Origin of the sequence: Desulfobacterium sp. N47 (assembly GCF_051233685.1) — a bacterium.
Lineage (GTDB): Bacteria > Desulfobacterota > Desulfobacteria > Desulfobacterales > RPRI01 > RPRI01.
In genome coordinates, this window is sequence record NZ_JBAMMY010000240.1 from 1 (window position 1) to 25,386 (window position 25,386).

Consider the following 25,386-nt stretch of genomic DNA (forward strand, 5'->3'; position numbering starts at 1 on the left):
GGTATTGTCAAAAACTCGGCATTTATTGCCTTTTGTGGTTCTCCAATGAAAATCGGAGCCCTTAAGTCCGCTCTATTGCCGGGATTTCAACTGTTGACCTGTTTAACAAGCCGCCTTTAATCGTTTTGAAATTAGCTCTATGGTGAAAGAATGACATGCCGGAATTCATTGGCTAAACTAAATTGGCGAACATTCTGATATGGCCTGTTTATTGCTTATTATTATATCCGATAGGTACGAAAAGCCGGGAAATGTAATAAATGTCATTTTCATCCTTCATCAAGTTGAGGGTTACAACCGGAACTTTTTATAAGTCTGTCAGGATTTGTTTTATGCTAAAACGCTTGTTTTAAAAAAGGGGAAAGCAATGAAAAAAAGTTCGCTGTTTCATAAATGGGGCACTTTTAATAAAGGAACAGACTGGAAAAGCATACAGATATCTTTTGCAAATCATCTTGAGTATTCTCTGTCTAAAGATCAATATACCGCAACCGACCGCGATCTCTATCTTTCTCTTGCCCTTTCGGCAAGGGACCGTCTCGTTGAGCGCTGGATCCGTACCCAGCAACTTTATTACAATCATGATGTTAAAAGAGTATATTATCTTTCAGCCGAATACCTTATGGGCCGCCTGCTCATTAGTAACCTGATTAATCTTGGAATTTATAATGAATCCAAAAGAGCTATGGATGAGCTGAATATTGATATGGAAGAACTTGCAGAAAATGAACCTGATATGGGATTAGGAAACGGCGGTCTCGGAAGGCTCGCTTCCTGTTTTCTTGATTCAATGGCAACCCTTGAAATCCCTGCGTATGGATATGGCATCAGGTATGAATTTGGCATTTTTGATCAGGCTATAAGGAATCTGGGCCAGGTCGAGCTTCCGGAAAATTGGCTCAAGTATACAAATCCCTGGGAAATTGCCAGACCCGAATACAGTTTTACGGTTAAATTTTACGGTAAGATAAAACAAATTATCCTGCCTGACGGAAAACTTAAAACGGAATGGATTGATACTAACGATTTAGTTGGCATTGCCTATGATACCCCAATATCCGGGTTTGCCAATAACACTGTGAATACTTTAAGGCTTTGGTCGGCAAGAGCCTCAAAAGAATTTGATCTTCAATATTTTCAGCATGGCAATTATCTGAAGGCAGTTGAGGAGAAAAATATCTCCGAAAATATCTCTAAAGTCCTTTATCCTAACGATGAATTATTCGTTGGCAGAGAATTGAGGCTTAAACAGGAATATTTTTTCGTTTCCTGCTCAATTCAGGATATAATAAGAAGATATCTTATAAATCATGATTCTTTTGATGAATTCCCCGATAAAGTCGCAATACAGATGAACGACACTCACCCTGCTCTTGCAATTCCTGAGCTTATGCGTCTGTTTCTCGACGATCACAATCTTGACTGGGAAAGGGCATGGGATATTACCGTAAGGACTTGCGCTTATACCAATCATACTCTTCTTTCAGAAGCTCTTGAAAAGTGGCCGATAACAATATTCGAGTCACTCCTTCCGCGCCATCTCCAAATAATATATGAGATAAACCGGCGGTTTTTACGTGACGTATCAGTTCGTTATCTGGGTGATGCAAGTCAGTTGCAACGAATGTCCATCGTTGAAGAAGATACTGAGAAACGCATCCGTATGGCTCATCTTGCAATCATAGGTTCACATTCTGTAAACGGAGTAGCGGCTCTTCACAGCAAACTGCTGAAGGAAGATAAATTAAAAGATTTTGATGCAATGTATCCGGGAAAGTTCAATAATAAAACAAACGGAATAACCCCACGGAGATGGCTTCTTGCCTCAAATCCCAAACTATCCGAACTGATTACTTTAAGGATAGGGAATGAATGGGCAAAAGATCTTGAACAGCTTAGAAAAATTGAGCCTTTTGCAGAAGATGCAAATTTTATAAAAGACTGGAAAGTAGTAAAATTTCATAATAAAAAACGGCTTGCAAGAATCATAAATAAACAAACCGGCATAATAGTTGACCCCAATTCTATTTTTGATATCCAGGTTAAAAGAATTCATGAATACAAAAGACAGCTTATGAATATTATTCATGTTGTCTACTGCTGGCTGAAACTAAAGCAGGAGCCTGATTTTTCAATGCACCCCCGGACTTTTATTTTTGGTGGCAAAGCTGCTCCGGGATATATAACGGCTAAGACCATTATCAGGCTTATTTGCCATGTCGCTGAAATGGTAAATCGTGATACATCTACAAACGGCCTTATAAAAGTAGTATTTATTCCAAACTATCGCGTTTCTCTGGCTGAAAAAATTTTCCCGGCAGCCGATGTTTCTCAGCAGATTTCAACCGCAGGCCTGGAAGCTTCAGGCACTTCCAATATGAAATTTGCCTTAAATGGCGCCCTCACTGTAGGAACGCTTGATGGGGCAAATATCGAGATTATGGAAGAAGTAGGCAGGGAAAATATATTTATATTCGGTTTAACCGCTGAGGAAGTATCCGGCATGCGTCAGAATTATAACCCGCGCGAATATTTTGATAATGACACTCTTCTCGTAAAAACGGTAGAACTTATAAGAAATGGTTTTTTCAGCCCTGAAGAACCGGATATATTCCATGGCCTTATTGATTTGCTGCTAAAGGAAGACAAGTATTTCATTCTTGCCGATTTTAAGGCTTATTTTAACTGCCAGAGAGAAGTTGATTCTCTCTACAGAGATCAGGATGCATGGACTAAAAAAGCAATACTGAATGTTGCCAGAATTGGCAAGTTTTCATCCGATAGAACTATTATGGAATATAACCGCGATATATGGCATACCGAACCATGGCCGGTACTCAAGGAATAAGAAAAGCTAAAGTCTGCTGCACAACATTCCTGACGTCTTTAAATATTTTAATGCAACCCGGCTTGAGGCTTTTTTCGATAGGCAAGAAGGCCGAGCAACGCAAGTGCGGCAAAAGCGCCCCCTGTCAAAAACGTAGCCGGTGCACCGAAGGCACTCCAAAGCGCACCGGCCACCACACTTGCAAACAGCAGGGCACCGCCCCCGACAAGGTTGAATATGCCAAATGCTGTGCCGCGAAGCCCGGCAGGGGCAGTATCAGCCACAAGTTTAGTGAACAGTCCTTGAGTAAGACCCATATGCAGTCCCCAGAGCGCTACGCCGATAAATGCCATCAGGGGTGATCCGGCTGCAGCTAACAGGAGATCAGCAGCAACCAGCATTACGAGTCCTGTGATAAGCAAAACCTTTGGGTTGATACGATCGGATGCGGCTCCAGCCGGGTAAGCGGTAGCTGTATATACTACATTCATAACAATCAGTACCAGGGGTATATAGCCAAGCGCAAGCCCGACATCCTGTGCGCGTAAAACCAGAAACGCTTCACTGAAACGGGCCATTGAAAATATCGCACCAAGTATCACGATGAGCCAGAAACGAACGGGAAGCCGCTTAGCGTCGCTGAATGTCAGAGAGTTTTTATCACCGGAGTTTATTATCTTTTCACGCTCCGGTTCGCGAACACCAAAGATAAGCAGCGACAGGGCAATGAATGCCGGAATAACTGCAATCCATAACACTGTCCTGATGTCGTTTTCCAGCCATGCCATAAAAATAACCGCGAACAGTGGGCCTATGAATGCACCAACGGAATCCAATGACTGGCGAAGTCCGTATGCAGCGCCACGCAGCTCGCATGGTGCGATTTCTGCTACAAGTGCATCACGGGGTGCACCACGAATGCCCTTGCCGATCCGGTCTATGAAACGCGCGGCAAACACCCAGTTGATGGTGCTTGCCAGTGGAAAGACCGGCTTTGTTACGGCTGCCAGCCCATAACCGAGTACTGCGAGGATTTTACGCTTACCGAAATAGTCGCTGATAGCACCCGAAAATATTTTTATGATCGCAGCGGAAGCTTCGCCAACACCTTCGATGATACCAATGGCGGTCATGGATGCCCCAAGAACAGTAGACATGAACACCGGTAAAAGACTGTGAATAAGTTCAGAGGAGATATCCATGAACATTGATACAAAGCCCAATGCCCAGATGCCCGGCGGCAAATCCCGGAATGCTCCCAAGACGGATGGAACGGACGGATAAGGCCGGTTGCTATCAGGATGTATTTTCTTCATGCAAAAATCAGAAGCCACTTCAACAAGTAAGCAGCAGCATAATTTATCATATCAATTCACAAACAATAAGAAATAAATTTATGTGACCGGATAAAATAATAGACTATGTCATTCTTAACAACCAAATATAGATCTGACAACTATTATTCGCAGTAAGGACTATCCGGGAGTTCCACCATAAGCGCTAAGTTGTTTTATCAAGTTTGTTAATAAAAACGAATATCGAGCAAGGAATTTCGAATTAAGAATTATTTTTACTCTTACTGTTTGCTTGCGGTTTTCATACTTGTGACAACTATTGATTTTAGTTGATCATTTTCATCAATTAAAGGTTCAACTTCTGACTCCGGCTTTATTAAATTTGCTTTTACAATCATTTTCAACCATACTTTTGTTTCACGCAATTCTTTCAACCATATTTTTATTTTGTGTATAAAGTCAGATGGGGATTCCGTCTTCGACATTCATTTCCCCTTAAAAAAGGGGGATTAAGGGGGTTGTTTCCTTGTTCGATATTGGATATTCAAATTAATATCATATATTTGATATAGATTAATTAACTTAGCACTTATCCCCCTTATCAGATACACAGTATTTTAAGATATTCAATAGAATTACAGGCGGGTTAAGGCAGATGTTTACACAAAACATATTATGTGTTATATGCCCAGATTATTTAACTTATTTATGTTTCTACATATCTTAAATTTAAGGATGGCAAATTGATAACACTTGATTTTAACAAAATAAACGGCCTTGTTCCTGCAATTGTTCAGGATTATAAAACAGGTGAAGTGTTGATGCTTGCATTTATGAATCGGAATGCATGGGAAAAAACACTTGAAACCGGAAAAGCAACCTATTTCAGCAGAAGCAGGCAAAAACTATGGGTTAAAGGTGAAACTTCCGGAAATGTCCAGATTGTAAAAGAAATACTGGTTGATTGTGATGAAGACACGGTCTTGTTAAAGGTTGAACAAATAGGCAATGCTGCCTGCCATACAGGCTATAGGAGCTGTTTTTACAGAAAAGTTGAAGATGGCTCACTAAGTATTTTTGGTGAACCGATATTTAATCCTGATGAGGTGTATAAGAAATGAATGAAAAATTAAAGCTGGGCATCCCTAAAGGAAGCCTGGAAAGTGCGACAATTGCTCTTTTTAAACGCTCAGGCTGGAATATTAACGTTAATGGAAGAAGTTATTTTCCTGAAATAAATGATGATGCCATTGACTGCGCAATTTGCAGGGCTCAGGAAATGTCGATATATGTTGAAAATGAAACCCTTGATGCAGCCCTGACAGGCAAAGACTGGATAGCTGAAAACAGTTCGGATGTTCATGTTATTACAGATCTTGTTTATTCAAAAGTCAGCTCAAGACCCGCAAAATGGGTTATAGCTGTTGCATATGATTCCCCTGTTAAAAACATTGAGGATCTTGAAGGCAAAAAGATTTCAACCGAACTTGTAAAATATACAAAAAAATATTTTAAGGAACGAAATATAAATGTAACGGTTGAATTTTCATGGGGAGCAACGGAAGCAAAGATTGTATCCGGACTGGCTGATGCGATTGTTGAAGTTACGGAAACAGGAAGCACCATAAAAGCTCACGGTCTTCGTATTATTCATGAAATGATGCAGACGAACACCCAGCTTATTGCAAATCATAAAGCCTGGGAAAACAAATTCAAACGTGAAAAAATTGAGCAGATCGCACTTCTTTTAAAAGGGGCGCTTCTGGCAGAAAAGCTTGTCGGACTTAAGATGAATGTTCCAAAAGAGCGTCTTGAAAAAATCGTATCTTTACTGCCGAGCCTCAATGCCCCCACGGTTTCATCTCTTTACCAGTCAACATGGTTTTCCGTTGAAACTGTAGCCCATGTCAATATTATAAGAGACCTGATTCCGGAACTATTAAAAAACGGAGCGGAAGGTATCATAGAATACCCTTTAAATAAGGTTATATAGTGAGTTCTTCGAAGATAGATATAAAAATATGATCATAAAGTCAGCTGAATTTGTTAAAAGCGCTGTAAAACCTTCTCAATACCCGGAAGAGAGCCAGCCGGAAATAGCTTTTGCCGGACGATCCAATGTCGGTAAATCATCATTGATAAATACTCTTTTAAACCGGAAAAATCTTGTAAAAACCAGTTCAACGCCAGGACGAACCCAGCTTATAAATTTTTTCCTTATAAATGATACCCTTGGTTTTGTCGATATTCCGGGATATGGATATGCTAAGGTTCCGGCTGCTGTAAGAAAAACCTGGGGAACAATGATTGAGACATATATACAAACGAGAAAAACTTTAAAAGGCGTTGTTCTTATATTGGATTTACGCCGCATTCCCGGACCTGAAGAAATTACTTTTATGGATTGGCTTAATTATTACAATATCCCTTTTATACTTGTTCTTACAAAAGCAGACAAACTGTCAAAAACCAATCAGGTTAAGCAGCATATGATTATTTCAAAATCACTTTCGATTGATAAAGACAATTTTATAATCTTTTCAGCAAAGTCTAAAACAGGAAAAAAACCTCTATGGGATGCCATAGAAAATCTGGTCCAAAAGGCCATTAATAACAAAGCCGAAATATGAATAATGCAGAATCCGAAGAAAAGACAGAATTTAAGTCAGGCTATGTTGCTATTGCCGGAGCTCCAAATGCCGGAAAGTCAACTCTGTTAAATAAACTGCTTGGTTTTAAGATTTCAATTACTTCAAAAAAACCACAGACAACAAGAAACAAGATACTCGGAGTAGTACACAGACCTTTATCCCAGCTTGTTTTTATAGATACACCCGGCATATTCAAGGCAAATAATGCCTTGAATATAAAGATAGTTGATGCTGCGCTTTCAACTTTTGGAGATGTGGATATAATTTTGATTGTTGGAGATGCGGCTAATCCCGATTCAAAATCGGAATCAATACTTATAAAAAATATGGAAAGTATTAATAAGCCGGTTGTTCTTGCATTAAATAAAATTGATATTGTTGATAAATCAAAGCTGCTTGAGATTATAATCCAATGGGAGAAAAGATTTGACTTTAAAGCAGTAGTCCCCGTTTCGGCAAAAAGTGCAGAAGGCGTGGAAGATCTTCTTTGTGTTTTAGAAAATATTTTGCCGCCCGGCCCTGCTTTTTTCCCCGAAGATATGCTTACCGATGTTCCAGAGCGATTTGTAGCAGCTGAAATGATAAGAGAAAAGATATTCAGGCTTACCGGCCAGGAAATTCCTTATGCTTCGGCTGTAACGATTGACTCTTTCACAGATAAAAAAAACAAAGGGCTTGTAGCGATAGAAGCAACTATCCATATTGAAAGGGATTCACAAAAAGGCATTATAATCGGAAAAAACGGGAGCAAGCTTAAACAAATAGGCATTGAAGCCAGACAAGAAATTGAGCAGCTTATCGGTAAAAAGGTTTTTCTGCAATTATTTGTTAAGGTCGATAAAGACTGGAGTAAAAACGACAGAACCCTGAAACAATTTTTATACTGATGATTCTTTCTTTTCATCCCTGTTTTGTTGCGGATAAAAACATAATATGCGCGGGGCGAAAGCCCGGTATTGACGAACTTGAACAGATAAAACTTGCAGATGCAGTAATTCTGCCACAGGGGTGCAGCGAAGCCTTATATCGTATGGCAAAAGAAAACTGCAAAAATATATTCCCCAACTATGATGCAAAGTTTGATTATCCCGGAAAAACAGGCCAGATTCTTTTGTTTCAAAAGACAGGAGTTTCTCATCCTGCGAGCAGAATTTTCTCTTCTTTATCCCATCTGACTGATCCGGACGGAAATATAAAAAACGATCAGATTTTATATTCTTATCCATTTGTTTTAAAACTGGACTGGGGCGGAGAAGGAGAAACAGTATATCTTGTCAAAACACTATCCGATCTTAATCATTACATCAAAAAAATAGAAGAATATGAAAAATGCGGCCAGAAAGGTTTTATTTTACAAAAATTTATTGAATCGGGGAATAAATCCTTAAGAATTGTTAAAATTGGTAACAGAATGATTTCCTACTGGCGCATCCAAAATAATCCGGACTATTTCTGTGCAGGTTTATCGCAGGGGGCAACTATAGATTTTGATATGCAACCCGCTCTTATGCGCCTGGCTGAAAAAAAGGCAAAAGAGTTTTGTAGCATAGCGGGAATAAATCTTGCTGGGTTTGATTTTATTTTTTCAATAAATGATCCTTATGACGAGCCGCTTTTTCTTGAAATAAATTATTTTTTCGGAAGAAGCGGACTTGGCGGATCAGAAAATTATTACAAAGTTTTAAATAAAGAAATAAAAAAATGGATAAAAAGCTTAGATTAAATCAACAATAATGGCCAGGTAAGAAGCAATTTTATGGAACCATTCGCATATAACCTTGAAGAAGAAGATATAAAAAGACAGCGGCGTTTAGCGCGGGAATTAAGAAACTCTCAGTGGTGGAAACGCAAGCTTGCAAAGGGATTATGCCATTATTGCTGCCGTGAATTCTCACCCGGAGAGTTAACCATGGATCACATAATTCCGATTGCGCGCGGAGGTAAAAGTACGAAAGGCAATATAGTCACGGCCTGCAAGGAATGCAATAATGCAAAAAAACAACTTCTTCCAATCGAATGGAATAACTATATTAACAACTTTGACAACACAGGTCATGATTAATCAAATTATTACCAGTAATCAGCGGGCTGATACTATGGATTTTGCCGATGAATTAAAAGAGTTCCATTTTTATAAGGCAAATTTTTTATTCGACAAAAAGAACGCGAGTGCCCGGGAAAATTTTATTCATGGGAATTGATAAGTAAACCGGAAGGAAAGACCTGCAAAATGGATACGGATTATAAAAGCAGAACTCAGAAAAAAAATGAAGACAAGGCTCTGCAAAGCCTTGGCGAACAACTGGTCACCCTGTCGTCCGGGCAGCTGTTGACCATGGGACTGCCTGATGAGCTTCTGAGTGCTATCGAATTGGTACGCAAAATAAAGAGTCATAGCGCCCGGCGAAGACAGATTCAGTATATCGGAGTTCTCATGCGGCAGATCGATCCGCAAGAAATAGAAACCTCCCTTAATCGTATCCGGTCAGGAGGAATACGGAAATAGACTGCCAGCTCCTGTCTTTTAAACCCAATAAACTTTTGTTCCTTCAAAATTGTTTCAATAGAACGGTTTCTTATAATTACTTGACTTGACATGCTATTTCTGTTAAATACCGGACCATTATTCAGTTTAAAGATCTTTAAAACCTAATGGCAATATAAAAAGATTTATCCTGAACAATAATCAATCAAGCAAAGATAAAAAAACAGATCCAACACTATTGTCAAATGATAACCGGAAAGTTGATACGTATTATAACTTGTCTGAATACGAGATGATTCCTGAAAAAACAGGTGTTTTTTTAAAAGGTATGGCTATATCCAAAATCAAGAAAATAACAGATCAGCTGCTAAAATCCGAAACTATGTGAAATGCTGGAGTATAGTGAGGAAGAGCTCACTTCCATGAGAAACAAGGATATTATGGATGGAAAGAGCCGTCTGCTGCTTATCGATGAACCGGCAAAGCTGGCCGGCGGCAAATCTTCAAAGTATGAAATTGTATATATCACCAAATCCGGCAAAAAGTTACCGGTACTTCTGTCTGTATCGCCTATAATAATAAATGGAGTCTATAAAGGCGCCCGCTCTGTAATTACAGATATTAGTTATTTTAAAGAGATGGAAAAAAAACTTCTTCAGGCTCAGAAGATGGAGGCAATCGGGGTGCTTGCCGGTGGTATAGCCCATGATTTCAATAATATCCTCCAAACCGTTTTAGGTTATACCCAGGTCCTGCTCCAAAATAAACCAAGCCATGACCCTGATTTCATTAATTTGAAAGCAATTGAGGAATCAGCCCAGAAAGCAAGCTCTCTTACCAAGCAGTTGTTGGTCTTTGCCCGCAAAAGCGAAAGCAATCTAAAACCGACAGATCTTAACCGGGAAGTGAATAAGATATCTGAAATTTTATCAAGAACTCTTCCCAAAATGATAAAAATTGAATTAAACTTAGAGGAAAAGTTAAAAACCGTAAATGCCGATTCTGTTCAAATAGAGCAAATAATAATGAATATCGGATTGAATGCCGCATATGCCATGTCTGATGGCGGCAGGCTTATAATTGAAACCGGAAACGTAACCTCGTATGATAAAATATCCAATCCGGAGTTAGGCTTAAACCGGGAAGGATATGTTTTGCTTAGAATCTCGGATACAGGCATCGGCATGGACGAGGAAACACAGAAACATATATTCGAACCGTTTTTTACCACTAAAGGAGCTGATTGCGGAACCGGTCTTGGACTGGCTATGGTTTATGGTCTTGTTGAAAGCCATAAAGGACATATTATATGCTGCAGTAAGCCAGATCATGGAACTATGTTCACAATATATCTTCCTGTCATAGAGGCCATGCCTGCTGAAAATTACGCTAAAAAAATTGAAGGAAATAAATTGCACTGCGGAAATGAAACCATTCTTCTGGTTGACGACGAAGAACCTTTGCGAAGGTTAGGATATGAACTGCTTAATAAGCAGGGATTTACTGTATTTGTGGCTGAAAACGGAGAAGAGGCCTTAGAGATTTATAGAGAAAATAAAAAAATCATCGATCTTGTCATTCTTGATGTCAGCATGCCGGGAATGGGTGGATATTTGTGTTTTAAAGAACTCAGAAAAATGAACCCCAATATTAAAGTTATTATTGTTACCGGATATTCTGATAATGGCAAAGTAAAAGAAATAATAAAGTCAGGAGCAGCGGGATTTGTAGGAAAACCATATCGTTTTACTAAGATATTAAATAAAATACAAGAAATTCTGGATACGAAAACAAACAGAAAATGATGGAACATTTTGCAATTACATCTGATATCCTGCTTTAATCCATCTGTTTTGCCACGCTCTCAGATTGAAGGTTCTGTGCCGGACAGAAGCCTTCCGATATTATCCTTATGCCGATAAATAATAAATAAGAAAATAATTACGGCACAACCTGTCATAAAAAGAGAATTGCCTTCAAACCATACTGCAAAAGGAAGTACTGCGGAAGCCAAAAGAGAACCGGCAGAAACACGCCTGTATAAAAGAATCACAAATATAAATGTTGCAACAGCCACAAGAAAAGCAAACGGAGAGTACGCAAGAAAGCATCCGGCAGCAGTAGCTACACCTTTCCCGCCGTTTTTAAATTTCATATAAAGGGGATAAAGATGCCCTAAAAATGCTGCTATAATAACAATGGATATATAAAGCTCACCATATGAACCTTCAGATTTTGCAACGGAGCATGCAAGATACACAGGGAGCGCTCCTTTCAGCAGGTCCCCGGCAAGGGTCAGTGCGCCAAGCCTTTTTCCCGACACTCGCATTACATTTGTTGCCCCAATGTTTCCGCTGCCTTTTGTCCGGATATCCACGGAAGAAAATTTATTTGCAAGAATAACCCCGAAAGGAATTGAACCAAGCATATAAGCCACTATAACAAGCCCGGCAATCTTTATAGCTTCAAATGCATCCATTGCTGTTTTCTAAATCAAAAATTATAAAATAACAACCTTAAAGCCAGTTCCTTTATGCTTTTGCATAGTATAATAAAGTACTTCCGATTTATGAACAAATGCTATAAGCTCATTTTGCCATTTGTGTTATTTTTATATCAGGTTTTAAAACAAGAAAATAGAGAGTTCCCTTATGTTGCATGTTGCCCGCTGCTGTTTCGGCATATTTACCGTTTCCCCAGAAAATATCGGCCCGGCCGGGGCCACGGATTGCGCCTCCGGTATCCTGAGCTAATACAAATTTACAGCATTTTGCCCACCCAAGAATTTTTCCGTTTTCATCTGCATCGGGCTTTGATGTTTCAATGTAGGCAAGACCTGATAAGGGAAATATGCTTCTGTCCAATGCTATGGATCTTTCCGGCGTAAGTTTTACCTGAAGGCATCCAAAAGGTCCGCCCTGTTCAGTTTTGAAAAAAACATAGCTTGGATTATAATTTAAAATTTCCTGCATTTTTTCCGGGTTGGAATTTAAATACTCACGGATGCTTTGCATCGACATTTCTGAACGCGCAATAATGTTTTTTTGGATTAATAAATTTCCTATACTTTTATATGGACGCCCGTTTGAAGCATGATAATGGACATTTACAGATTCTCCGTTATCAAGATTAATCTTTCCTGATCCCTGGATCTGAAGGAAAAAAAGAGCTACGGGATCTTTTACCCAGGCAATAATACAAACTTTATTGTCAGCAATTGCTCCTGCTTCGATTTCTTTGCGCTCATAATAAGGGACAACCGTTTGCCCCGTATATCGGCCTGTTATTTTTTCTCCTTTATATTTTGGAGAAAATAATGAAAGATTTATAGAAACAAGATCGGATGGTATGCTGTAAACCGGATATTTATATATGTCACTTTGTAAAAGACTTCCTTCAAGCTCAGGCTCATAATATCCTGTAAAAAGGACTTCTCCATTCCCATTACTTCCTGCCGATTTATAAACATAATAATTTATATTGATATATTTTCTTAAGTCATCTGCTGATGGTCTGCTTGCGATAAATTTTTGAAAATTTTCCAGAGAAGCTATCATTTGTGAGGCAGTATAAACATCATTGGCAAAGTGAAACTTATAATTGGCAGGCTTTTTTAAAAGGTATGACAGGCTTTGTCTTATACTTTCATCCAGATTTTCATAATTCATATCATCTGTGAAATCCGGATAGTTTAATGAAGACAGCTTAACTATCGCTGTCGGTTTCTCTTCCGGTCTTAATTTTATTTTGGCGCATCCTGCTAAAACCGAAACCAAAAAAGATAGTAAACAAAAAACAATCAATAAAAGGTTTATTTTTTTTTGCATTTTTCTATTCAATGCGTTAATCATGGCAAAGTTGACTTTTCTCTTGTGAATTTACCGCTTTTGCCCCCCTGTTTTTCAATAAGGCAGATCTCTGAAATGGTCATTTCCTTATCATAGGATTTGCACATGTCATATATGGTCAGGGCTGCAATGGAAACGGCAGTCAAAGCCTCCATTTCCACACCTGTCTGGCTGAAAATCCTTACGGAAGACTCGATTTTTATTGTGCCTGAAGTCTCATCAGGATAAAAATCCACGGCAACATGGGTTAAATTTAAAGGATGACACATCGGTATCAGATCCGATGTTTTTTTTGCAGCCATTATTCCGGCAATCCTTGCGGTTTCAAGAACATTTCCTTTTTTAACCTTATGATTCATTATCATATTCAGAGTATCCGGTTTCATGCAAACAACACCGCTTGCTATTGCGCTTCTTTCCGTTGGTTTTTTTTCGGTAACATCAACCATGCGCACATTCCCGTTTTTATCGATATGTGTAAAAGAAGGCATAATATTTCCCTTTTCCAATTAATTTTTCACCAACACATAAACCCACAACCCACCTTTCCTTGCACCTTTAACCTTGCACCTTAAACCTTGCACCTTTAACCTTGCACCTCGAACCTTTAACCTCTTACCCTCTTGGATGGTATTTGCTGTGTATTTTCTTTAAATGATCACGTACTACATGTGTATATATCTGAGTTGTTGAAATATCAACATGTCCCAGCATTAACTGAACCGATCTTAAATCAGCTCCGCCTTCCAGCAGATGAGTTGCGAAAGAATGCCTTAAACTATGGGGCGTTATTGTTTTTGTTATTTTCCCAAGAGTTGAATATCTTTTAATAATTTTCCAGAAGCCCTGACGGGTCAGAGGTTTTCCGCCTCTTCCTACAAACAGAAAATTGCTCATATTATTTTTCAAAATAAGGGGTCTTGCAGTATTAATGTATTCACTTACTTTCTCTTTTGCAAAAGTTCCGATAGGAACTATTCTTTCTTTTGAACCCTTACCGAAAACTCTTACAAAACATGCATCCATATTAACATCAAAAAGCTTGAGACCGACAAGTTCCGAAACCCTGAGCCCGGCAGCATACAAAAGCTCAATCATTGCTGAATCCCTTAATCCGGCAGGCTTACTGACATCCGGAACAGACAGAAGAGATTTTACTTCATCCTGTGTTAATACATTCGGAAGATAGAAACCGCTTTTTGGAAGATCTATAACTCTTGTAGGATCAGTGGTTATGAGCTTTTCCCTTACAAGAAACTTATAAAATCCCCGTAAGGTAACTAAATGCCTTGCTCTTGATCTTGCTTTCAGTCCATCTTCTCTTAACGCTATAATATGCATAAGAATTGTTGGAGTGTCAGCCTCCGAAATATCTTTAATTCCCTTTTTACCTAAAAAATCAATATAGGTTGCGATGTCGCTTCCGTAAGATTCAAGAGTTTTCTTTGAAAGTCCTTTTTCAACGACAAGGTAATTAAGATATTGATCAACAAGAGAATCTATGGGAGACATTTATATAAACCTTATTTATAAAAAATGTTTTGATCAAGCTTATTTAAGACCTCTGCTCCTTTGTCTCTTACTACAACCATGTTTTCAAGTCTTATGCCACCCCAGCCCGGAATATATATACCGGGTTCAACAGTAAACACCATTTGAGGCTCAAGAACCGTACCTCTAAGCGGACCTACTCTTGGGTTCTCATGTACTGAAAGGCCTGTGCCATGTCCAAGACCATGGATAAATTTTCCACTAAATTCCGTGCCGTCAATATGATTGCGTGCGGCTTCATCCACAGACCTGGAATTTATACCTGACGCTATCGCATTTACTGCCAGAAACTGGGCATCGAGTACTGTTTTATATGCTTTTATAAATTGGTCATCCGGTTTTCCGATAACGATAGTTCTCGAAATATCGGAAAAATAACCGTTTAATGTTGCACCCCAGTCAAAAAGTATAGGTTCGCTTTCTTTAAATGCGCGATCTGAAGGAATTGCATGGGGAAGTGCGCTGTTTGGCCCTGATGCGACAATAGTCGGAAAAGACAAACCCTCAGCTCCGGCTTCGTGCATGGCTTTTTCAATGAGCCAGGCCGCTTCTCTTTCCGTAAGACCGGGTTCGATCAAATCCTGTATCCGGAGAAAAGCAGTTTCCGCTATTACCAGGGCTTTTTGTATTAATCCGATCTCTTCTTCATCTTTTATTACACGCAATGTTTCAACAATATTTTCTGTTTCTACCAGTTCCACTTCAAGGCCGCTTGATTTAATCTCCTCTGAAATTTTTTTGTAATCAAGGTATGATAACCTCACGCTCTCAAATCCAAGTCTTTTCGTACAAAGTTTTTCCAGGATTGACGGGATCTGTTTGGCCAGTCCTTCTTTATAACACATGATTTCATAAAGATGCCCCGCTTCCCTTGCAGCTTGCTCATCATAACGTGAATCGGTAGCAAGGATAAGGCCTGATCCGGAAACAAACAAAGCACCGGCGGATTCGTCAAACTGGGTGTCATGACCTTTAAATCCGCTTAAATATCTCCGGTTTTCATCTACAAGAACCATGAGTGTATCAAGGTTTTTATCAGACATGATTTCTTTTACCCGAAAAATTCTGTTTTCAATAGCGCTGTTCAACTATCTCTCCTTTTCTAAACTTGTGGTTGCTCTTGTAATTTGATCTCCGGCAGTAAGTATTACCGGTAATATTATATTGCATGGTTAGCGTCAATTTAAAAGACAGAATCGAATCAATCATAATTATAATATGTATGCTGTTGCCAATAAGGAGCAGATGGGAAGGTGCCGGGAAGAAAGTTGAAAGTGGATAACTATATTGTAAAATATAACATACAATTATAAGAGATAGTGAAAAAGATATAATCCATAAATTAAGACAGAAACAGTTTCCGGTTACCGTAATTATGCCAAACAATGGCATAGAGCCCGGCATTTTTCAAGCCGGGCTCTTATGAAGTAAATATTGTATTTTCTTTCTTATATAACTAAACTCATTCACAAAAGGAAAGAGACGGAAAAAACAACCGGCGCAGCCGCAACAAGCGTCCACATATAATTAGCATGTGTCCGTACCAGTTCTATAGCCTCTTTATCGCTGTTGCTTCCGTTTCTGCGGCAATAGCCGTTGAAACGCATGCTATTAAAATTAGTAGAAGTATTATTATTTTCTTCATTTTAGTTATCTCCTTTGAACTATAATTATGTATTAACTGTTAAAAGTATATTTTTAATAAGTTATAATGCGTCATTGCCGCTTTCGCCGGTTCTGATTCGTGTAGCCGATTCAACCGGAATAACGAAGATTTTTCCATCTCCCACAGTTCCGGTATATGCACTTTTCTTTATTCCTTCTATCACAGCATCAACCATGGAATCATCCACAACTGTTTCGATTTTAATCTTGGAGATGAAATTTGTCTCGTATTCAACTCCACGATATAATTCTTTGTGGCCTCGCTGGCGACCATAACCTTTGACCTCGGTGACTGTCATGCCTTTTACTCCCAATTCATTAATAGTATCTTTAACATCATCCAGTTTGAACGGCTTAATTATTACCTCGATTTTTTTCATTTATGCTCCTCCCCCTATTCTGTCGAATATATTTAAAAGTACCAATTATCTTACGTTTTGAGCAAGCTCTGTGCCATATGAAAAATAATATATATAACATACAGATATTATGTGCTATATATCGTTCAGGCACTGTTGTGATGATATCATCAATGAAACAAATATGTAATATAAACTTTTTATAATTACATATTTGTTATTATATTAGTCAGCATGGGTATTCTTTTATATACATTCGGTTTAAAGGGGCGTTCCGAACTCACCTTGCTATTTATTATGATGAGCCAATTGCAAAACTTGCGAGCCTGTTTTCCCACTAAGTTTCAAAACGGGAATCCGGTTTACAACTGTCTGAAATCATGAGTGCCCGACAAGAACATGCGGGCATAACAACACATTTTGCAATTACACTTGTTAATTAATTATTGACAATACCGGTACAATAGTAGAATATTTTCATATTATTAAAATGGGTTCGGTAAAGTCAGTCTCTGTATTTTGTTCCAAAATTTGTGTGCCTGTGTAATTGGACTTACGGTTAATTATCATGCAGAAACAGAGAGATATTCTTTCATAATCATGCATGCCTCGTATATGGCGTGATATAAATGCTAAACTGTATTTTTTAAATATTGTAAAAAAAGAATCATAGAAAGGAATATATTAACAATGAGTTATGATTTTAATGCGGATGATGTATTCGAAATAGCTGAGCAGCTCGAAAGAAACGGTGTAAATTTCTACAGAAAAGCAGCAGAGGGCGCCTCGGATTCTACGGCCAAAGCACTTTTAGTTAAACTTGCCGACATGGAATATGAGCACGAAAAGACTTTCAAGGCATTAAGAGCCGGCCTTTCGGAAAAAGAAAAAGCTTCTTTAATATTTGATCCTGATGATGAAGCTGTTCTTTATCTTCATGCGCTTGCCGACACACGGGTATTTTTTGAAAAAAAGATTGATAATACTTCTTTGAAAGAAATTTATAAAGCTGCCATAGAAGCTGAAAAAGACTCTATTGTTTTTTATCTGGGAATGAAAGATGCCGTTCCTGCTAAATTCGGCAAAGATAAAATTGAGGCTATAATTAAAGAAGAAATGCAGCATATCAGGATGTTAAGTTCTGAGCTGACAGGCCTGAAATAACAATTTATTTGCTATATTCTCCAAGATTTGTAAGGCCGGAACGATCAAGAATCTTTATGTTCCGGCCATCAACTTTAATTAATTTCATATCTGCTATCTTTGCAAATATTCGTGACAATGTTTCAGGAATTGTTCCAAGAAGACTGGCAAGTTGATTTTTCGAAATATTTAATCTGACAGAGTCTTTTTTCCCCTGTTCTTCGGAAAGCAGCAATAAATATGACGCAAGCCTTCCCGGTACCTCTTTAAGAGAAAGGCTTTCAATCTGGACTGTAAATTGTCTTAGCCTCATGGAAAGAACAGCGAGCATGCTTAAAGAAAGAGAAGGATTCTTTGTAATAAGACCCACAAAAGTATTTCTCGGAAAAAACAGGAAATGACTTTTGGCAATTGCCTGAGCATTGGCAGGAAATGGTTGACCTGTAAATACCGGAACTTCGGCAAAAGGTTCTCCCGGTCCCAATATATGAAGAATTTGCTCCTTTCCTTCGGCAGATACTTTATAGATTTTAACAAGCCCTTCTGCAACAACATAGAAACCATTTCCGGGATCACCTTCCAAAAAAACGGTTTCACCCTTATCGAAATATTTACTTACAACAATATTTTTTATATCATTAATCTGGCCATTAGATAAACCACCAAAAAGAGGAACATTGTTTAATATTTTAATGATATTTTTCATTTTTTCTCCTTTTTTAAAAATATTGTCTTTTTCTTGACTTAAGTCAAGGCAAAGCTGTTTTTATTAGTATATTTTACAAATCAAAAAGATAAATAAAATTTACAACAGTAATTAAACAATAAAATAAGGAGGAATCAATCATGTTTTGTTATCAGTGTGAACAAACTGCAAAAGGGGAAGGATGTACTATAGCGGGTGTATGCGGTAAAAGTTCCGATGTTGCAGCCTTACAGGATCTTCTGGTTTATGCTCTGAGAGGATTATCTTTATATGCTCTTAAAGGTTATAAAGCAGGAATTATAGATAAAGAAATAAATAAATTTACCTGTGAAGCAGTCTTTTCAACTTTGACAAATGTGGATTTTGACCCGCCGAGGTTTCAGAAACTTATTAATCAGTGTGTTGCTGTTCGCGATTCTCTTAAGGAAAAGCTTTCAAAAAAAGGGATCACTATTGCCCATACGGAAGGCCCGGCCACATTTACTCCCGAAACAACCATTGAAGGGCTTATAAAACAAGGAGAAAAAGTAGGATTAAAAAGTGAGCCGGATCTTAATCCTGACATTTTATCTCTGCAGCATATATTGACATTCAGTATAAAAGGTGTTGCCGCTTATGCGGATCATGCAATGATTTTGGGAAAGAGTGATGACAAAGTATACCAGTTTATTTATGAAGCTCTTGCTGCGGGCTTAAATAAAAATTTGACAGCAGATGAACTTGTAGGCCTTGTTTTAAAATGCGGTGAAATAAATCTTCTTGCAATGGAGCTTCTGGATAACGCAAATACCGAAACCTACGGTCATCCTGTGCCGACAAAAGTTCCTTTGGGAGCAAAAAAAGGAAAAGCCATTCTTGTTTCAGGCCATGATTTAAAAGACATGGAAGAAATACTGAAGCAAACCGAAGGAAAAGGAATATATGTATATACTCATGGAGAAATGCTTCCCACACATGCCTATCCGGGGCTGAAAAAATATTCCCATTTCTACGGACATTACGGAACGGCATGGCAAAATCAGGCAAAAGAATTCGCCGAGTTTCCCGGTGCAATACTCATGACGACAAACTGCATTCAGAGACCGAAAGATTCTTACAAAGATAATATTTTTACTACCGGTCTTGTCGGATGGCCCGGTGTAACTCATATGGCCGATAAAAACTTTACTCCCGTGATAAACAAAGCTCTTAGCATGAAAGGTTTTGAAAACGATACCAACGGCAAAAGCGTTATGGTTGGATTTGCCCGCAATGCAGTTATGGGAGTTGCAGGACAGGTTATCGAAGCTGTTAAGGCCAAGGCGATAAAACATTTCTTTCTTGTTGCAGGATGCGACGGAGCAAAACCCGGACGTAATTACTACACCGAATTTGTAGAAAAAGTTCCCAGGGATTGTGTTGTGTTAACTCTTGCCTGCGGCAAATTCCGCTTTTTCGACAAAGATCTTGGAGATATCGGAGGAATACCAAGGCTTCTTGATGTGGGGCAGTGCAATGACGCATATTCAGCCGTTCAGATTGCTGTTGCTTTATCAAAAGCTTTTGAATGCGGTGTAAATGATCTTCCGCTTTCGATGATACTGTCATGGTATGAGCAGAAAGCAGTTGCGATTCTTCTGACCCTGCTTTATCTTGGAATAAAAGATATCAGGCTTGGACCAAGTCTTCCGGCTTTTATAACGCCTAATATTTTAAATGTGCTTGTGGAAAAATTTAATATCATGCCGATAAAAACTCCTGATGAGGATTTAAAGGCAATCCTGGGATAAGCCGGATGCAAATCCGCTTTATTCAGGACAGAATTGCGGCGGGGTGTAAAACCCCGCCCTACTATCATCTTGTAGAGGCGGCATTTTACATGCCGCCACTTATGCTCAAATTCGGGATTTAATTTTTTATGGAGGAATAATTATGAAGTGTCCGGGGCAGGACAGCCGTTATTGGAAACAGGAAGCCATATTTGATGAAACCTGTCCTAAATGTGGTAGTAAAGTTGAATTTTTCAAGGATGACACAGCAAGAAAGTGTGGCAACTGCGGACACAGATTTATTAACCCTAAGATGGATTTCGGGTGTGCGTCCTACTGTGAATATGCAGAGCAATGTCTTGGAACACTACCCGAGGGTCTTCTCGCCCAAAAAGAAGATTTATTAAAAGACAGGGTAGCTATAGAAATGAAGCGCTATTTCAAAACTGATTTTAAAAGAATCGGCCATGCTTCAAAAGTTGCCCGATATGCCGAAAGAATAGGCAAGCTTGAAAAAGGCAATCTTGCAGTGATACTGTCAGCCGCTTATCTCCACGATATAGGGATAACCGAGGCTGAACGCAGATACAACAGTACTGCGCCTAAATATCAGGAAGAACTTGGACCCCCGATTGCAAAAGAAATCCTGATAAAACTTGGCGCAAACGAGAAACTGGTTGATGAAGTATGCGATATAGTAGGCCATCATCATCACCCCCGGCCTGATGATAATATTAATTACAAGGCGGTTTACGATGCGGATATGATTGTCAATATCGAAGAAAATCATAAGGATAAACCGGTTGATAAAGATTATATAACCAAAATAATCGATAAATCTTTTTTAACTGAAAACGGCAAAAATATAGCACATGAGGCCTTAATAAAATAAGAATAAATGAGGATCAGTATGAAAGTTATCCGTAAAATAATAGAAATCGATGAAGAACTTTGCGATGGTTGCGGCCAGTGTGTTCCATCCTGTGCCGAAGGGGCGCTTCAGATAATTGACGGAAAAGCAAAAGTGATTTCAGATAACTTATGTGACGGGCTTGGAGCCTGTCTTGGAGAATGCCCAACCGGCGCTTTAAGGGTTATAGAACGCGAAGCGGAAGATTTTGATGAAGAAGCTGTTGAAAAACAGCTTCATGAAAAAAAGGTCGGGATAGCAACAGAACCGGCATTATCATGCGGATGCCCTTCTTCCACAGTTCAGATACTGTCTGCCCCCGATAACGCCGTTTCTTCTTCTCAGGCACAAAATGAGGAATCAACTCTTGGTCACTGGCCTGTACAAATAAAACTGGTTCCGGCTAAAGCGCCTTTTTTGAAAGGAGCGGATTTACTTGTTCTGGCAGATTGCGTGCCTGTCTCTTTTCCCACTCTTCACAGGGATTTTCTTAAAGGTAAAGCTGTAATGATGGGATGTCCCAAGTTTGATGATGTTGAGGAATATATAAACAAATTCGCTCAGGTTTTTAAAGAAGCCGGCATAAAAAGCATAACAACGGTTATTATGGAAGTTCCCTGCTGCTCCGGTCTTCCAATGATAGTAAAAAAAGGAATGGAGCAATCAGAAGTTAAAGCCCCAATGAACAAAATTGTGATAAGCACCAAAGGGAAAATTATCAGCAGTATAAAAGAATGAAATATGCATTTAAATCAGTTGGTTGAAAAAATTAATTGGATAGTGTGCTGCTGCTGTTTGCTATCCGGTTTATTGTCTCATACAAAATAGTCATGCTTTAGTTCTTTATGAATCTGTTTCCGGTGGAATGGGGACGGGAACTTTGAAAAACTGAATGCCTTCTTCTTTCAGGGTTTTTTCTTCCTGGCTGCTGCTGACGCCTCTTATGTTTCTTGGTTCTGAAATACCGTAATGAATTTTTAAAGCTTCCGTGGCAAAATCTGTTCCGACGTTATCAAAATTATTTTCTATAAATTCTGATAAGTTATTAGCCATTTTTTCAAGCGCAGCCTGTTTCTCGGGCACACTTTGCCCATTTCCCGATGATTTTATGCCAAATGTGGAAGGGATTTTAACAACGGAAGTATTATTACATAGCGGACATGATATCAGCTTCTTTTTTTTCTGGTTTTCAAATGTCCGGCTGTCCTCAAACCAACCTTCAAAAATATGACCTTCTTCACATTGTAAATCGTATATTATCATAGAGTAGCCTTAAAAAAAGTTTAATATTCCTGAATCGGCTATATATACAAATATATGGCCATTATGTAAAGTCATTTTCGAATTCTTTGCAGGGTAACCGCATTTAGATTTAATGGACATGTAAAAAGCTGGAAAACTCCACTTTTGTCATTCCAGCGAAGGCCGGAACCCAGGATTTCGCTTGTTTCAGGATACCGGATCAAGTCCGGCATGACGGTTTGGGAAAGGTTTTATGTGTTTTTCGGCCAAAGTTTTGCACGGCAGGGCATGCAAGCCGATATGATAGCGGTAAGACCGGGATGGGATATGACCCCGGTCTTAATGGTGGGTTAAATAATCTTTCCGGTTACGGCTTGGCCGGGTTAGGCATTACAACATAGCCCTCTTTGAAATCGTTTCCCGATATTCTGACAGCTTCGGAGCTGTTATCCGAAACATTTGTTATTCTGATCTCTCCGGTTTTCAGCCCCGGTATAAGAAACTTCTGGTTTCCCAATCCGCTGATCACACTGCTTGAGTAAACCGCAAATACTTTGCCGGAACTAAGCCCTAAATTTCTTCCTGAAGATACGGTAACTTTGTCTTCCGAAACCGAGGAAATAAATCCTTTCCATTTTTGCCCTTTGATGATGTCGTAAATTGTTTTTCCGGCTGAAGATATATAATAATTTAAAGCTTCTTTCAAAAAAGCAGGTTCAATCTTACCTGATTTTGCAAGCTCAAGCCCGGCTTTGTCAGAACCTTGTTTATAAGTATAGCTTTCATCGAAAAGTTTTGTTGCCGTTTCGGTATCAAAAAGCTCAATTCGAACACTCATGCTTATTTCATATACGGTTTTTTTCCAGAATAAAACGCCTTTAGATTCGGTATCTGATTTTATATTTGTTACTGATCCTGCCAGGATTGTAGTAAGTCCCAGTTGCCTGCCTGACTCACAGAGTTTGAATGTATCAATGTCTCCTGATGCAAGTTTTGGAAAATCTTTAAAATCCGATGGGTAATTATTGCTGCCGGCTTTCAGGAAAAGTATACCCGGACAATTCTTTTTAATGTTATCCGTAAGAGTTGCGGAAAGATTTTCCTGAAAATCTGTTGCACCATTAACAGTTTCACCCTTAAAAACTGTTATGCCCATACTTTTTTTAAGGGTTCCGGGCACAACTTTCTCAGAGGCTGACTCAGATTTTGCTTTGTCTTTTTCATATGAAATATGAGGAGCAACAGGTGCAACAGGAGGAGCAGGAGGAACAGGTATAAGCGGTACTGATTCCTGCTGAACCGTTGGCTTAATGGCAGCTTCACTTAAAACCGGTTTTTCTTTTTCCATGCTGCCTGTTTTCTCCATGGGCAGCACCTGTTTTTCAGGGCTAATATCTTTTGATTTTTCTGAAACATTTTCGGGTATTGCAGATATTAGTTGCTTTTCTTTCCCCTCTTTTTCAGCTGCCGGAGTTTTTTCTTTCGGATAAAAAACAGCAGTTACTCTTTTGCTTTTATCTCCTTCTACCTTCGTCACACCTTCCTTACGGTAAAGGATTATTTTAGACCCTGTTACAAAATTTTTCTGATCAAACACCTTTGAGCCTTCGCCGGTTAATGTAATTATCATAGTGTCTGTATTGTATTGGGCCTGTTGTGTAACGGCAGACATGTCTTTTGATTTTATAAATACATTCCCGGTAGCAATAATTTTTTCAATTGAATCGCTTGTTCCGGATGCTGCTTTATCTTTTGCATCGCCTTTGTAAAATATTTTCAACTTATCTGAATTTATAACAAATTCACCCTGAATTGCCTCAACATTTCCAATGAATTCTGCAAATTTCGCATTGCTGTCAGAAATCAGGCTGTCTGCGGTTATATGTATTTTTTCAGAAGACTCAGCATTCAGAGAGGCTGTATCCTCAGCAGAAGCAACAGATAAAATCAGAAACACCATTAAAAATGAGATAATCGAATAATACCATGCAGGGCATATATATCTGGGCATCCGCATATTAGATATCCTTTATTTCCTTCAAAAAAACAAGATGGTTAGGCAATCAGCCAATGTAATATGAATTGTTAAATTTTTGTACAATAGCACATTATTTGTCATGTATCTAATAGTTTCATGAAAAAATTATCATATCTTTATGATGACCTGATATACGGATATACATGGCCATATATGCCTGTAATAGCATGGAAAATTTAATTCAGAATTACCGCGGATGTCTTTTTCGAGGCTGGCTGGAGAGCATGGTTTGATGAAGATGTTTCAGACCGCAGATCCACGGATATCTCTTTCGAGTCTTGCCTTGCAATATACAGTTTTCAAAGAACAATTTCCAGAAAAATTTGGAACCTCCTTGTTTTTTCTTTCTGACCACAGAAAATCTTCATGGATTCCAAATGGTCTAGACGATGTAGGCATGGCCGGCATCAATATCTTCACCTTCTTTTTTTCCTGTAATCTCATTGCGCGAGGTATATTCCAGTCTGTACACTTTAACAAAACCTGTTTGAATACCAAGCTTCTCAAGTCCGGCAATCAGCTACCCGAAAAGACCATTGCTATTTTATGGTTTTCAACGGATTAAATTCCGGGTGGTCTTTCCAGAATTGCATCCTATAGTTCATAGGTTCGCCTCTCCAGTATTGTTCAAAAACGGGAGAGGATAGGCAATCCCAGGCAATATTGAGCAATGACACATGAGACATTGCCCCGCTAATGGATTTGTAGCGAACTTTGTCCTCATGGAATGTATTGTCTTTGATACCAAAAACTCCCGTCTCGGTATCCCGGTGAAGAAGAATTCTATCAAGAACGCTTTGTGCATCCCGGACTTTTGGCGGTCGATTTGTGATAAAATATTGCAGGTCTTCTTCCAATGACCTCAAGTTGGTTTTTTGAATAACAAAACCTTCCTGAATTCCCGGATAAACGGCATGG

General features: G+C 38.8%; 25 protein-coding genes and 1 pseudogene. 14 read left to right on the plus strand and 12 right to left on the minus strand.

All coding sequences use genetic code 11. The features are described from left to right. Positions 1–367: 367 nt before the first annotated feature. Entirely contained in the window at positions 368–2,848 is a 2,481-nt protein-coding gene (locus VXK47_RS15435) for a glycogen/starch/alpha-glucan phosphorylase (protein ID WP_435549682.1), read from the plus strand. A gap of 47 nt (positions 2,849–2,895) precedes the next feature. On the opposite strand, the gene VXK47_RS15440 is transcribed toward VXK47_RS15435, so the two are convergent. Together VXK47_RS15440 and VXK47_RS15445 are read right to left on the minus strand one after the other, a co-directional pair. Next, positions 2,896–4,143: an MFS transporter gene (locus VXK47_RS15440; RefSeq protein WP_435549683.1), complete on the minus strand. Its 1,248-nt coding sequence runs from the start codon at positions 4,141–4,143 to the stop codon at positions 2,896–2,898. 260 nt (positions 4,144–4,403) lie between these two features. After that, positions 4,404–4,607, minus strand: a complete 204-nt coding sequence (locus VXK47_RS15445) for a four helix bundle protein (protein ID WP_435549684.1) — start codon at positions 4,605–4,607, stop codon at positions 4,404–4,406. Positions 4,608–4,865: 258 nt separating this feature from the next. Between VXK47_RS15445 and hisI the strand changes: the two genes are divergently transcribed. From hisI to VXK47_RS15490, 9 genes and pseudogenes are all read left to right on the plus strand, one after another. After that, positions 4,866–5,243 (plus strand): phosphoribosyl-AMP cyclohydrolase, encoded by a 378-nt coding sequence (gene hisI / locus VXK47_RS15450; protein ID WP_435549685.1) that lies wholly within the window; start codon positions 4,866–4,868, stop codon positions 5,241–5,243. Continuing rightward, positions 5,240–6,115 carry an ATP phosphoribosyltransferase gene (gene hisG, locus VXK47_RS15455; RefSeq protein WP_435549686.1) on the plus strand — a complete coding sequence of 292 codons (876 nt, stop codon included), beginning with the start codon at positions 5,240–5,242 and terminating at the stop codon, positions 6,113–6,115. The genes hisI and hisG overlap by 4 nt, the downstream gene beginning before the upstream one ends. A gap of 28 nt (positions 6,116–6,143) precedes the next feature. Continuing rightward, positions 6,144–6,752, plus strand: coding sequence for a GTP-binding protein (gene yihA / locus VXK47_RS15460; RefSeq protein WP_435549687.1), 609 nt, complete (start codon positions 6,144–6,146; stop codon positions 6,750–6,752). Further along, positions 6,749–7,660, plus strand: a complete 912-nt coding sequence (era, locus tag VXK47_RS15465; protein ID WP_435549688.1) for a GTPase Era — start codon at positions 6,749–6,751, stop codon at positions 7,658–7,660. The genes yihA and era overlap by 4 nt, the downstream gene beginning before the upstream one ends. Beyond that, a complete protein-coding gene (locus VXK47_RS15470) occupies positions 7,660–8,496 on the plus strand; it encodes an ATP-grasp domain-containing protein (RefSeq protein WP_435549689.1) in 837 nt (278 codons plus the stop codon). Before era ends, VXK47_RS15470 begins: the two co-directional genes overlap by 1 nt. Positions 8,497–8,529: 33 nt before the next feature. Then, a complete protein-coding gene (locus VXK47_RS15475) occupies positions 8,530–8,835 on the plus strand; it encodes an HNH endonuclease (protein ID WP_435549690.1) in 306 nt (101 codons plus the stop codon). A 168-nt stretch (positions 8,836–9,003) separates the two neighbouring features. Beyond that, the gene (yjgA, locus tag VXK47_RS15480; RefSeq protein WP_435549691.1) at positions 9,004–9,279 is read left to right on the plus strand and encodes a ribosome biogenesis factor YjgA; all 276 of its coding nucleotides are present in this window, start codon (positions 9,004–9,006) and stop codon (positions 9,277–9,279) included. Positions 9,280–9,641: 362 nt separating this feature from the next. After that, positions 9,642–9,872 (plus strand): annotated as a pseudogene (locus VXK47_RS15485) (hypothetical protein); the annotation flags it as partial. A gap of 54 nt (positions 9,873–9,926) precedes the next feature. After that, positions 9,927–11,063 (plus strand): response regulator, encoded by a 1,137-nt coding sequence (locus VXK47_RS15490; protein WP_435549705.1) that lies wholly within the window; start codon positions 9,927–9,929, stop codon positions 11,061–11,063. Positions 11,064–11,122: 59 nt separating this feature from the next. Here the strand turns inward: VXK47_RS15490 and plsY are convergent, their stop codons facing one another. From plsY to VXK47_RS15520, 6 genes are all read right to left on the minus strand, one after another. After that, a complete protein-coding gene (gene plsY / locus VXK47_RS15495; protein ID WP_435549692.1) occupies positions 11,123–11,737 on the minus strand; it encodes a glycerol-3-phosphate acyltransferase in 615 nt (204 codons plus the stop codon). Between the two features lie 109 nt (positions 11,738–11,846). Beyond that, the gene (gene mltA, locus VXK47_RS15500) at positions 11,847–13,085 is read right to left on the minus strand and encodes a murein transglycosylase A (protein ID WP_435549693.1); all 1,239 of its coding nucleotides are present in this window, start codon (positions 13,083–13,085) and stop codon (positions 11,847–11,849) included. Positions 13,086–13,105: 20 nt separating this feature from the next. After that, entirely contained in the window at positions 13,106–13,597 is a 492-nt protein-coding gene (gene moaC / locus VXK47_RS15505) for a cyclic pyranopterin monophosphate synthase (RefSeq protein ID WP_435549694.1), read from the minus strand. Between the two features lie 124 nt (positions 13,598–13,721). After that, positions 13,722–14,618: a site-specific tyrosine recombinase gene (xerD, locus tag VXK47_RS15510; RefSeq protein ID WP_435549695.1), complete on the minus strand. Its 897-nt coding sequence runs from the start codon at positions 14,616–14,618 to the stop codon at positions 13,722–13,724. A gap of 11 nt (positions 14,619–14,629) precedes the next feature. Continuing rightward, positions 14,630–15,745, minus strand: coding sequence for a M24 family metallopeptidase (locus VXK47_RS15515; RefSeq protein ID WP_435549696.1), 1,116 nt, complete (start codon positions 15,743–15,745; stop codon positions 14,630–14,632). 618 nt (positions 15,746–16,363) lie between these two features. Continuing rightward, positions 16,364–16,702 (minus strand): P-II family nitrogen regulator, encoded by a 339-nt coding sequence (locus VXK47_RS15520; RefSeq protein WP_435549697.1) that lies wholly within the window; start codon positions 16,700–16,702, stop codon positions 16,364–16,366. 660 nt (positions 16,703–17,362) lie between these two features. Here VXK47_RS15520 and VXK47_RS15525 point away from each other — a divergent pair. Continuing rightward, a complete protein-coding gene (locus VXK47_RS15525; protein WP_435549706.1) occupies positions 17,363–17,845 on the plus strand; it encodes a ferritin-like domain-containing protein in 483 nt (160 codons plus the stop codon). Positions 17,846–17,849: 4 nt separating this feature from the next. Here VXK47_RS15525 and VXK47_RS15530 read toward each other — a convergent pair whose 3' ends face one another. Then, positions 17,850–18,530 (minus strand): Crp/Fnr family transcriptional regulator, encoded by a 681-nt coding sequence (locus VXK47_RS15530; RefSeq protein WP_435549698.1) that lies wholly within the window; start codon positions 18,528–18,530, stop codon positions 17,850–17,852. A 140-nt stretch (positions 18,531–18,670) separates the two neighbouring features. Here VXK47_RS15530 and hcp point away from each other — a divergent pair, with 140 nt between their 5' ends. The 3 genes from hcp (at position 18,671) to VXK47_RS15545 (ending at position 21,926) form a co-directional block, all read left to right on the plus strand. After that, positions 18,671–20,299 carry a hydroxylamine reductase gene (hcp, locus tag VXK47_RS15535; protein ID WP_435549699.1) on the plus strand — a complete coding sequence of 543 codons (1,629 nt, stop codon included), beginning with the start codon at positions 18,671–18,673 and terminating at the stop codon, positions 20,297–20,299. Between the two features lie 142 nt (positions 20,300–20,441). Further along, positions 20,442–21,170 carry an HD domain-containing protein gene (locus VXK47_RS15540; protein WP_435549700.1) on the plus strand — a complete coding sequence of 243 codons (729 nt, stop codon included), beginning with the start codon at positions 20,442–20,444 and terminating at the stop codon, positions 21,168–21,170. An 18-nt stretch (positions 21,171–21,188) separates the two neighbouring features. Then, positions 21,189–21,926, plus strand: coding sequence for an ATP-binding protein (locus VXK47_RS15545; protein ID WP_435549701.1), 738 nt, complete (start codon positions 21,189–21,191; stop codon positions 21,924–21,926). 105 nt (positions 21,927–22,031) lie between these two features. Here the strand turns inward: VXK47_RS15545 and VXK47_RS15550 are convergent, their stop codons facing one another. The 3 genes from VXK47_RS15550 to VXK47_RS15560 form a co-directional block, all read right to left on the minus strand. Beyond that, complete coding sequence (locus tag VXK47_RS15550) at positions 22,032–22,451, minus strand: DUF1178 family protein (RefSeq protein WP_435549702.1); 420 nt, start codon at positions 22,449–22,451, stop codon at positions 22,032–22,034. Positions 22,452–22,797: 346 nt separating this feature from the next. Then, positions 22,798–24,441, minus strand: coding sequence for a lipopolysaccharide transport periplasmic protein LptA (gene lptA, locus VXK47_RS15555; protein WP_435549703.1), 1,644 nt, complete (start codon positions 24,439–24,441; stop codon positions 22,798–22,800). A 566-nt stretch (positions 24,442–25,007) separates the two neighbouring features. Further along, positions 25,008–25,386, minus strand: a 379-nt coding sequence (locus VXK47_RS15560) for a hypothetical protein (protein ID WP_435549704.1), incomplete at its 5' end; no start/stop codon positions are given.

What these genes read in the sequence shown, in the direction of transcription:
- VXK47_RS15435 (WP_435549682.1), top strand. Translation starts at nt 368, where the DNA reads ATGAAAAAAAGTTCGCTGTTTCATAAATGGGGCACTTTTAATAAAGGA.
- VXK47_RS15440 (WP_435549683.1), bottom strand. Translation starts at nt 4,143, where the DNA reads ATGAAGAAAATACATCCTGATAGCAACCGGCCTTATCCGTCCGTTCCA.
- VXK47_RS15445 (WP_435549684.1), bottom strand. Translation starts at nt 4,607, where the DNA reads ATGTCGAAGACGGAATCCCCATCTGACTTTATACACAAAATAAAAATA.
- hisG (WP_435549686.1), top strand. Translation starts at nt 5,240, where the DNA reads ATGAATGAAAAATTAAAGCTGGGCATCCCTAAAGGAAGCCTGGAAAGT.
- yihA (WP_435549687.1), top strand. Translation starts at nt 6,144, where the DNA reads ATGATCATAAAGTCAGCTGAATTTGTTAAAAGCGCTGTAAAACCTTCT.
- era (WP_435549688.1), top strand. Translation starts at nt 6,749, where the DNA reads ATGAATAATGCAGAATCCGAAGAAAAGACAGAATTTAAGTCAGGCTAT.
- VXK47_RS15470 (WP_435549689.1), top strand. Translation starts at nt 7,660, where the DNA reads ATGATTCTTTCTTTTCATCCCTGTTTTGTTGCGGATAAAAACATAATA.
- VXK47_RS15475 (WP_435549690.1), top strand. Translation starts at nt 8,530, where the DNA reads ATGGAACCATTCGCATATAACCTTGAAGAAGAAGATATAAAAAGACAG.
- yjgA (WP_435549691.1), top strand. Translation starts at nt 9,004, where the DNA reads ATGGATACGGATTATAAAAGCAGAACTCAGAAAAAAAATGAAGACAAG.
- VXK47_RS15490 (WP_435549705.1), top strand. Translation starts at nt 9,927, where the DNA reads ATGGAGGCAATCGGGGTGCTTGCCGGTGGTATAGCCCATGATTTCAAT.
- plsY (WP_435549692.1), bottom strand. Translation starts at nt 11,737, where the DNA reads ATGGATGCATTTGAAGCTATAAAGATTGCCGGGCTTGTTATAGTGGCT.
- mltA (WP_435549693.1), bottom strand. Translation starts at nt 13,085, where the DNA reads ATGCAAAAAAAAATAAACCTTTTATTGATTGTTTTTTGTTTACTATCT.
- moaC (WP_435549694.1), bottom strand. Translation starts at nt 13,597, where the DNA reads ATGCCTTCTTTTACACATATCGATAAAAACGGGAATGTGCGCATGGTT.
- xerD (WP_435549695.1), bottom strand. Translation starts at nt 14,618, where the DNA reads ATGTCTCCCATAGATTCTCTTGTTGATCAATATCTTAATTACCTTGTC.
- VXK47_RS15520 (WP_435549697.1), bottom strand. Translation starts at nt 16,702, where the DNA reads ATGAAAAAAATCGAGGTAATAATTAAGCCGTTCAAACTGGATGATGTT.
- VXK47_RS15530 (WP_435549698.1), bottom strand. Translation starts at nt 18,530, where the DNA reads ATGAAAAATATCATTAAAATATTAAACAATGTTCCTCTTTTTGGTGGT.
- hcp (WP_435549699.1), top strand. Translation starts at nt 18,671, where the DNA reads ATGTTTTGTTATCAGTGTGAACAAACTGCAAAAGGGGAAGGATGTACT.
- VXK47_RS15540 (WP_435549700.1), top strand. Translation starts at nt 20,442, where the DNA reads ATGAAGTGTCCGGGGCAGGACAGCCGTTATTGGAAACAGGAAGCCATA.
- VXK47_RS15545 (WP_435549701.1), top strand. Translation starts at nt 21,189, where the DNA reads ATGAAAGTTATCCGTAAAATAATAGAAATCGATGAAGAACTTTGCGAT.
- VXK47_RS15550 (WP_435549702.1), bottom strand. Translation starts at nt 22,451, where the DNA reads ATGATAATATACGATTTACAATGTGAAGAAGGTCATATTTTTGAAGGT.
- lptA (WP_435549703.1), bottom strand. Translation starts at nt 24,441, where the DNA reads ATGCCCAGATATATATGCCCTGCATGGTATTATTCGATTATCTCATTT.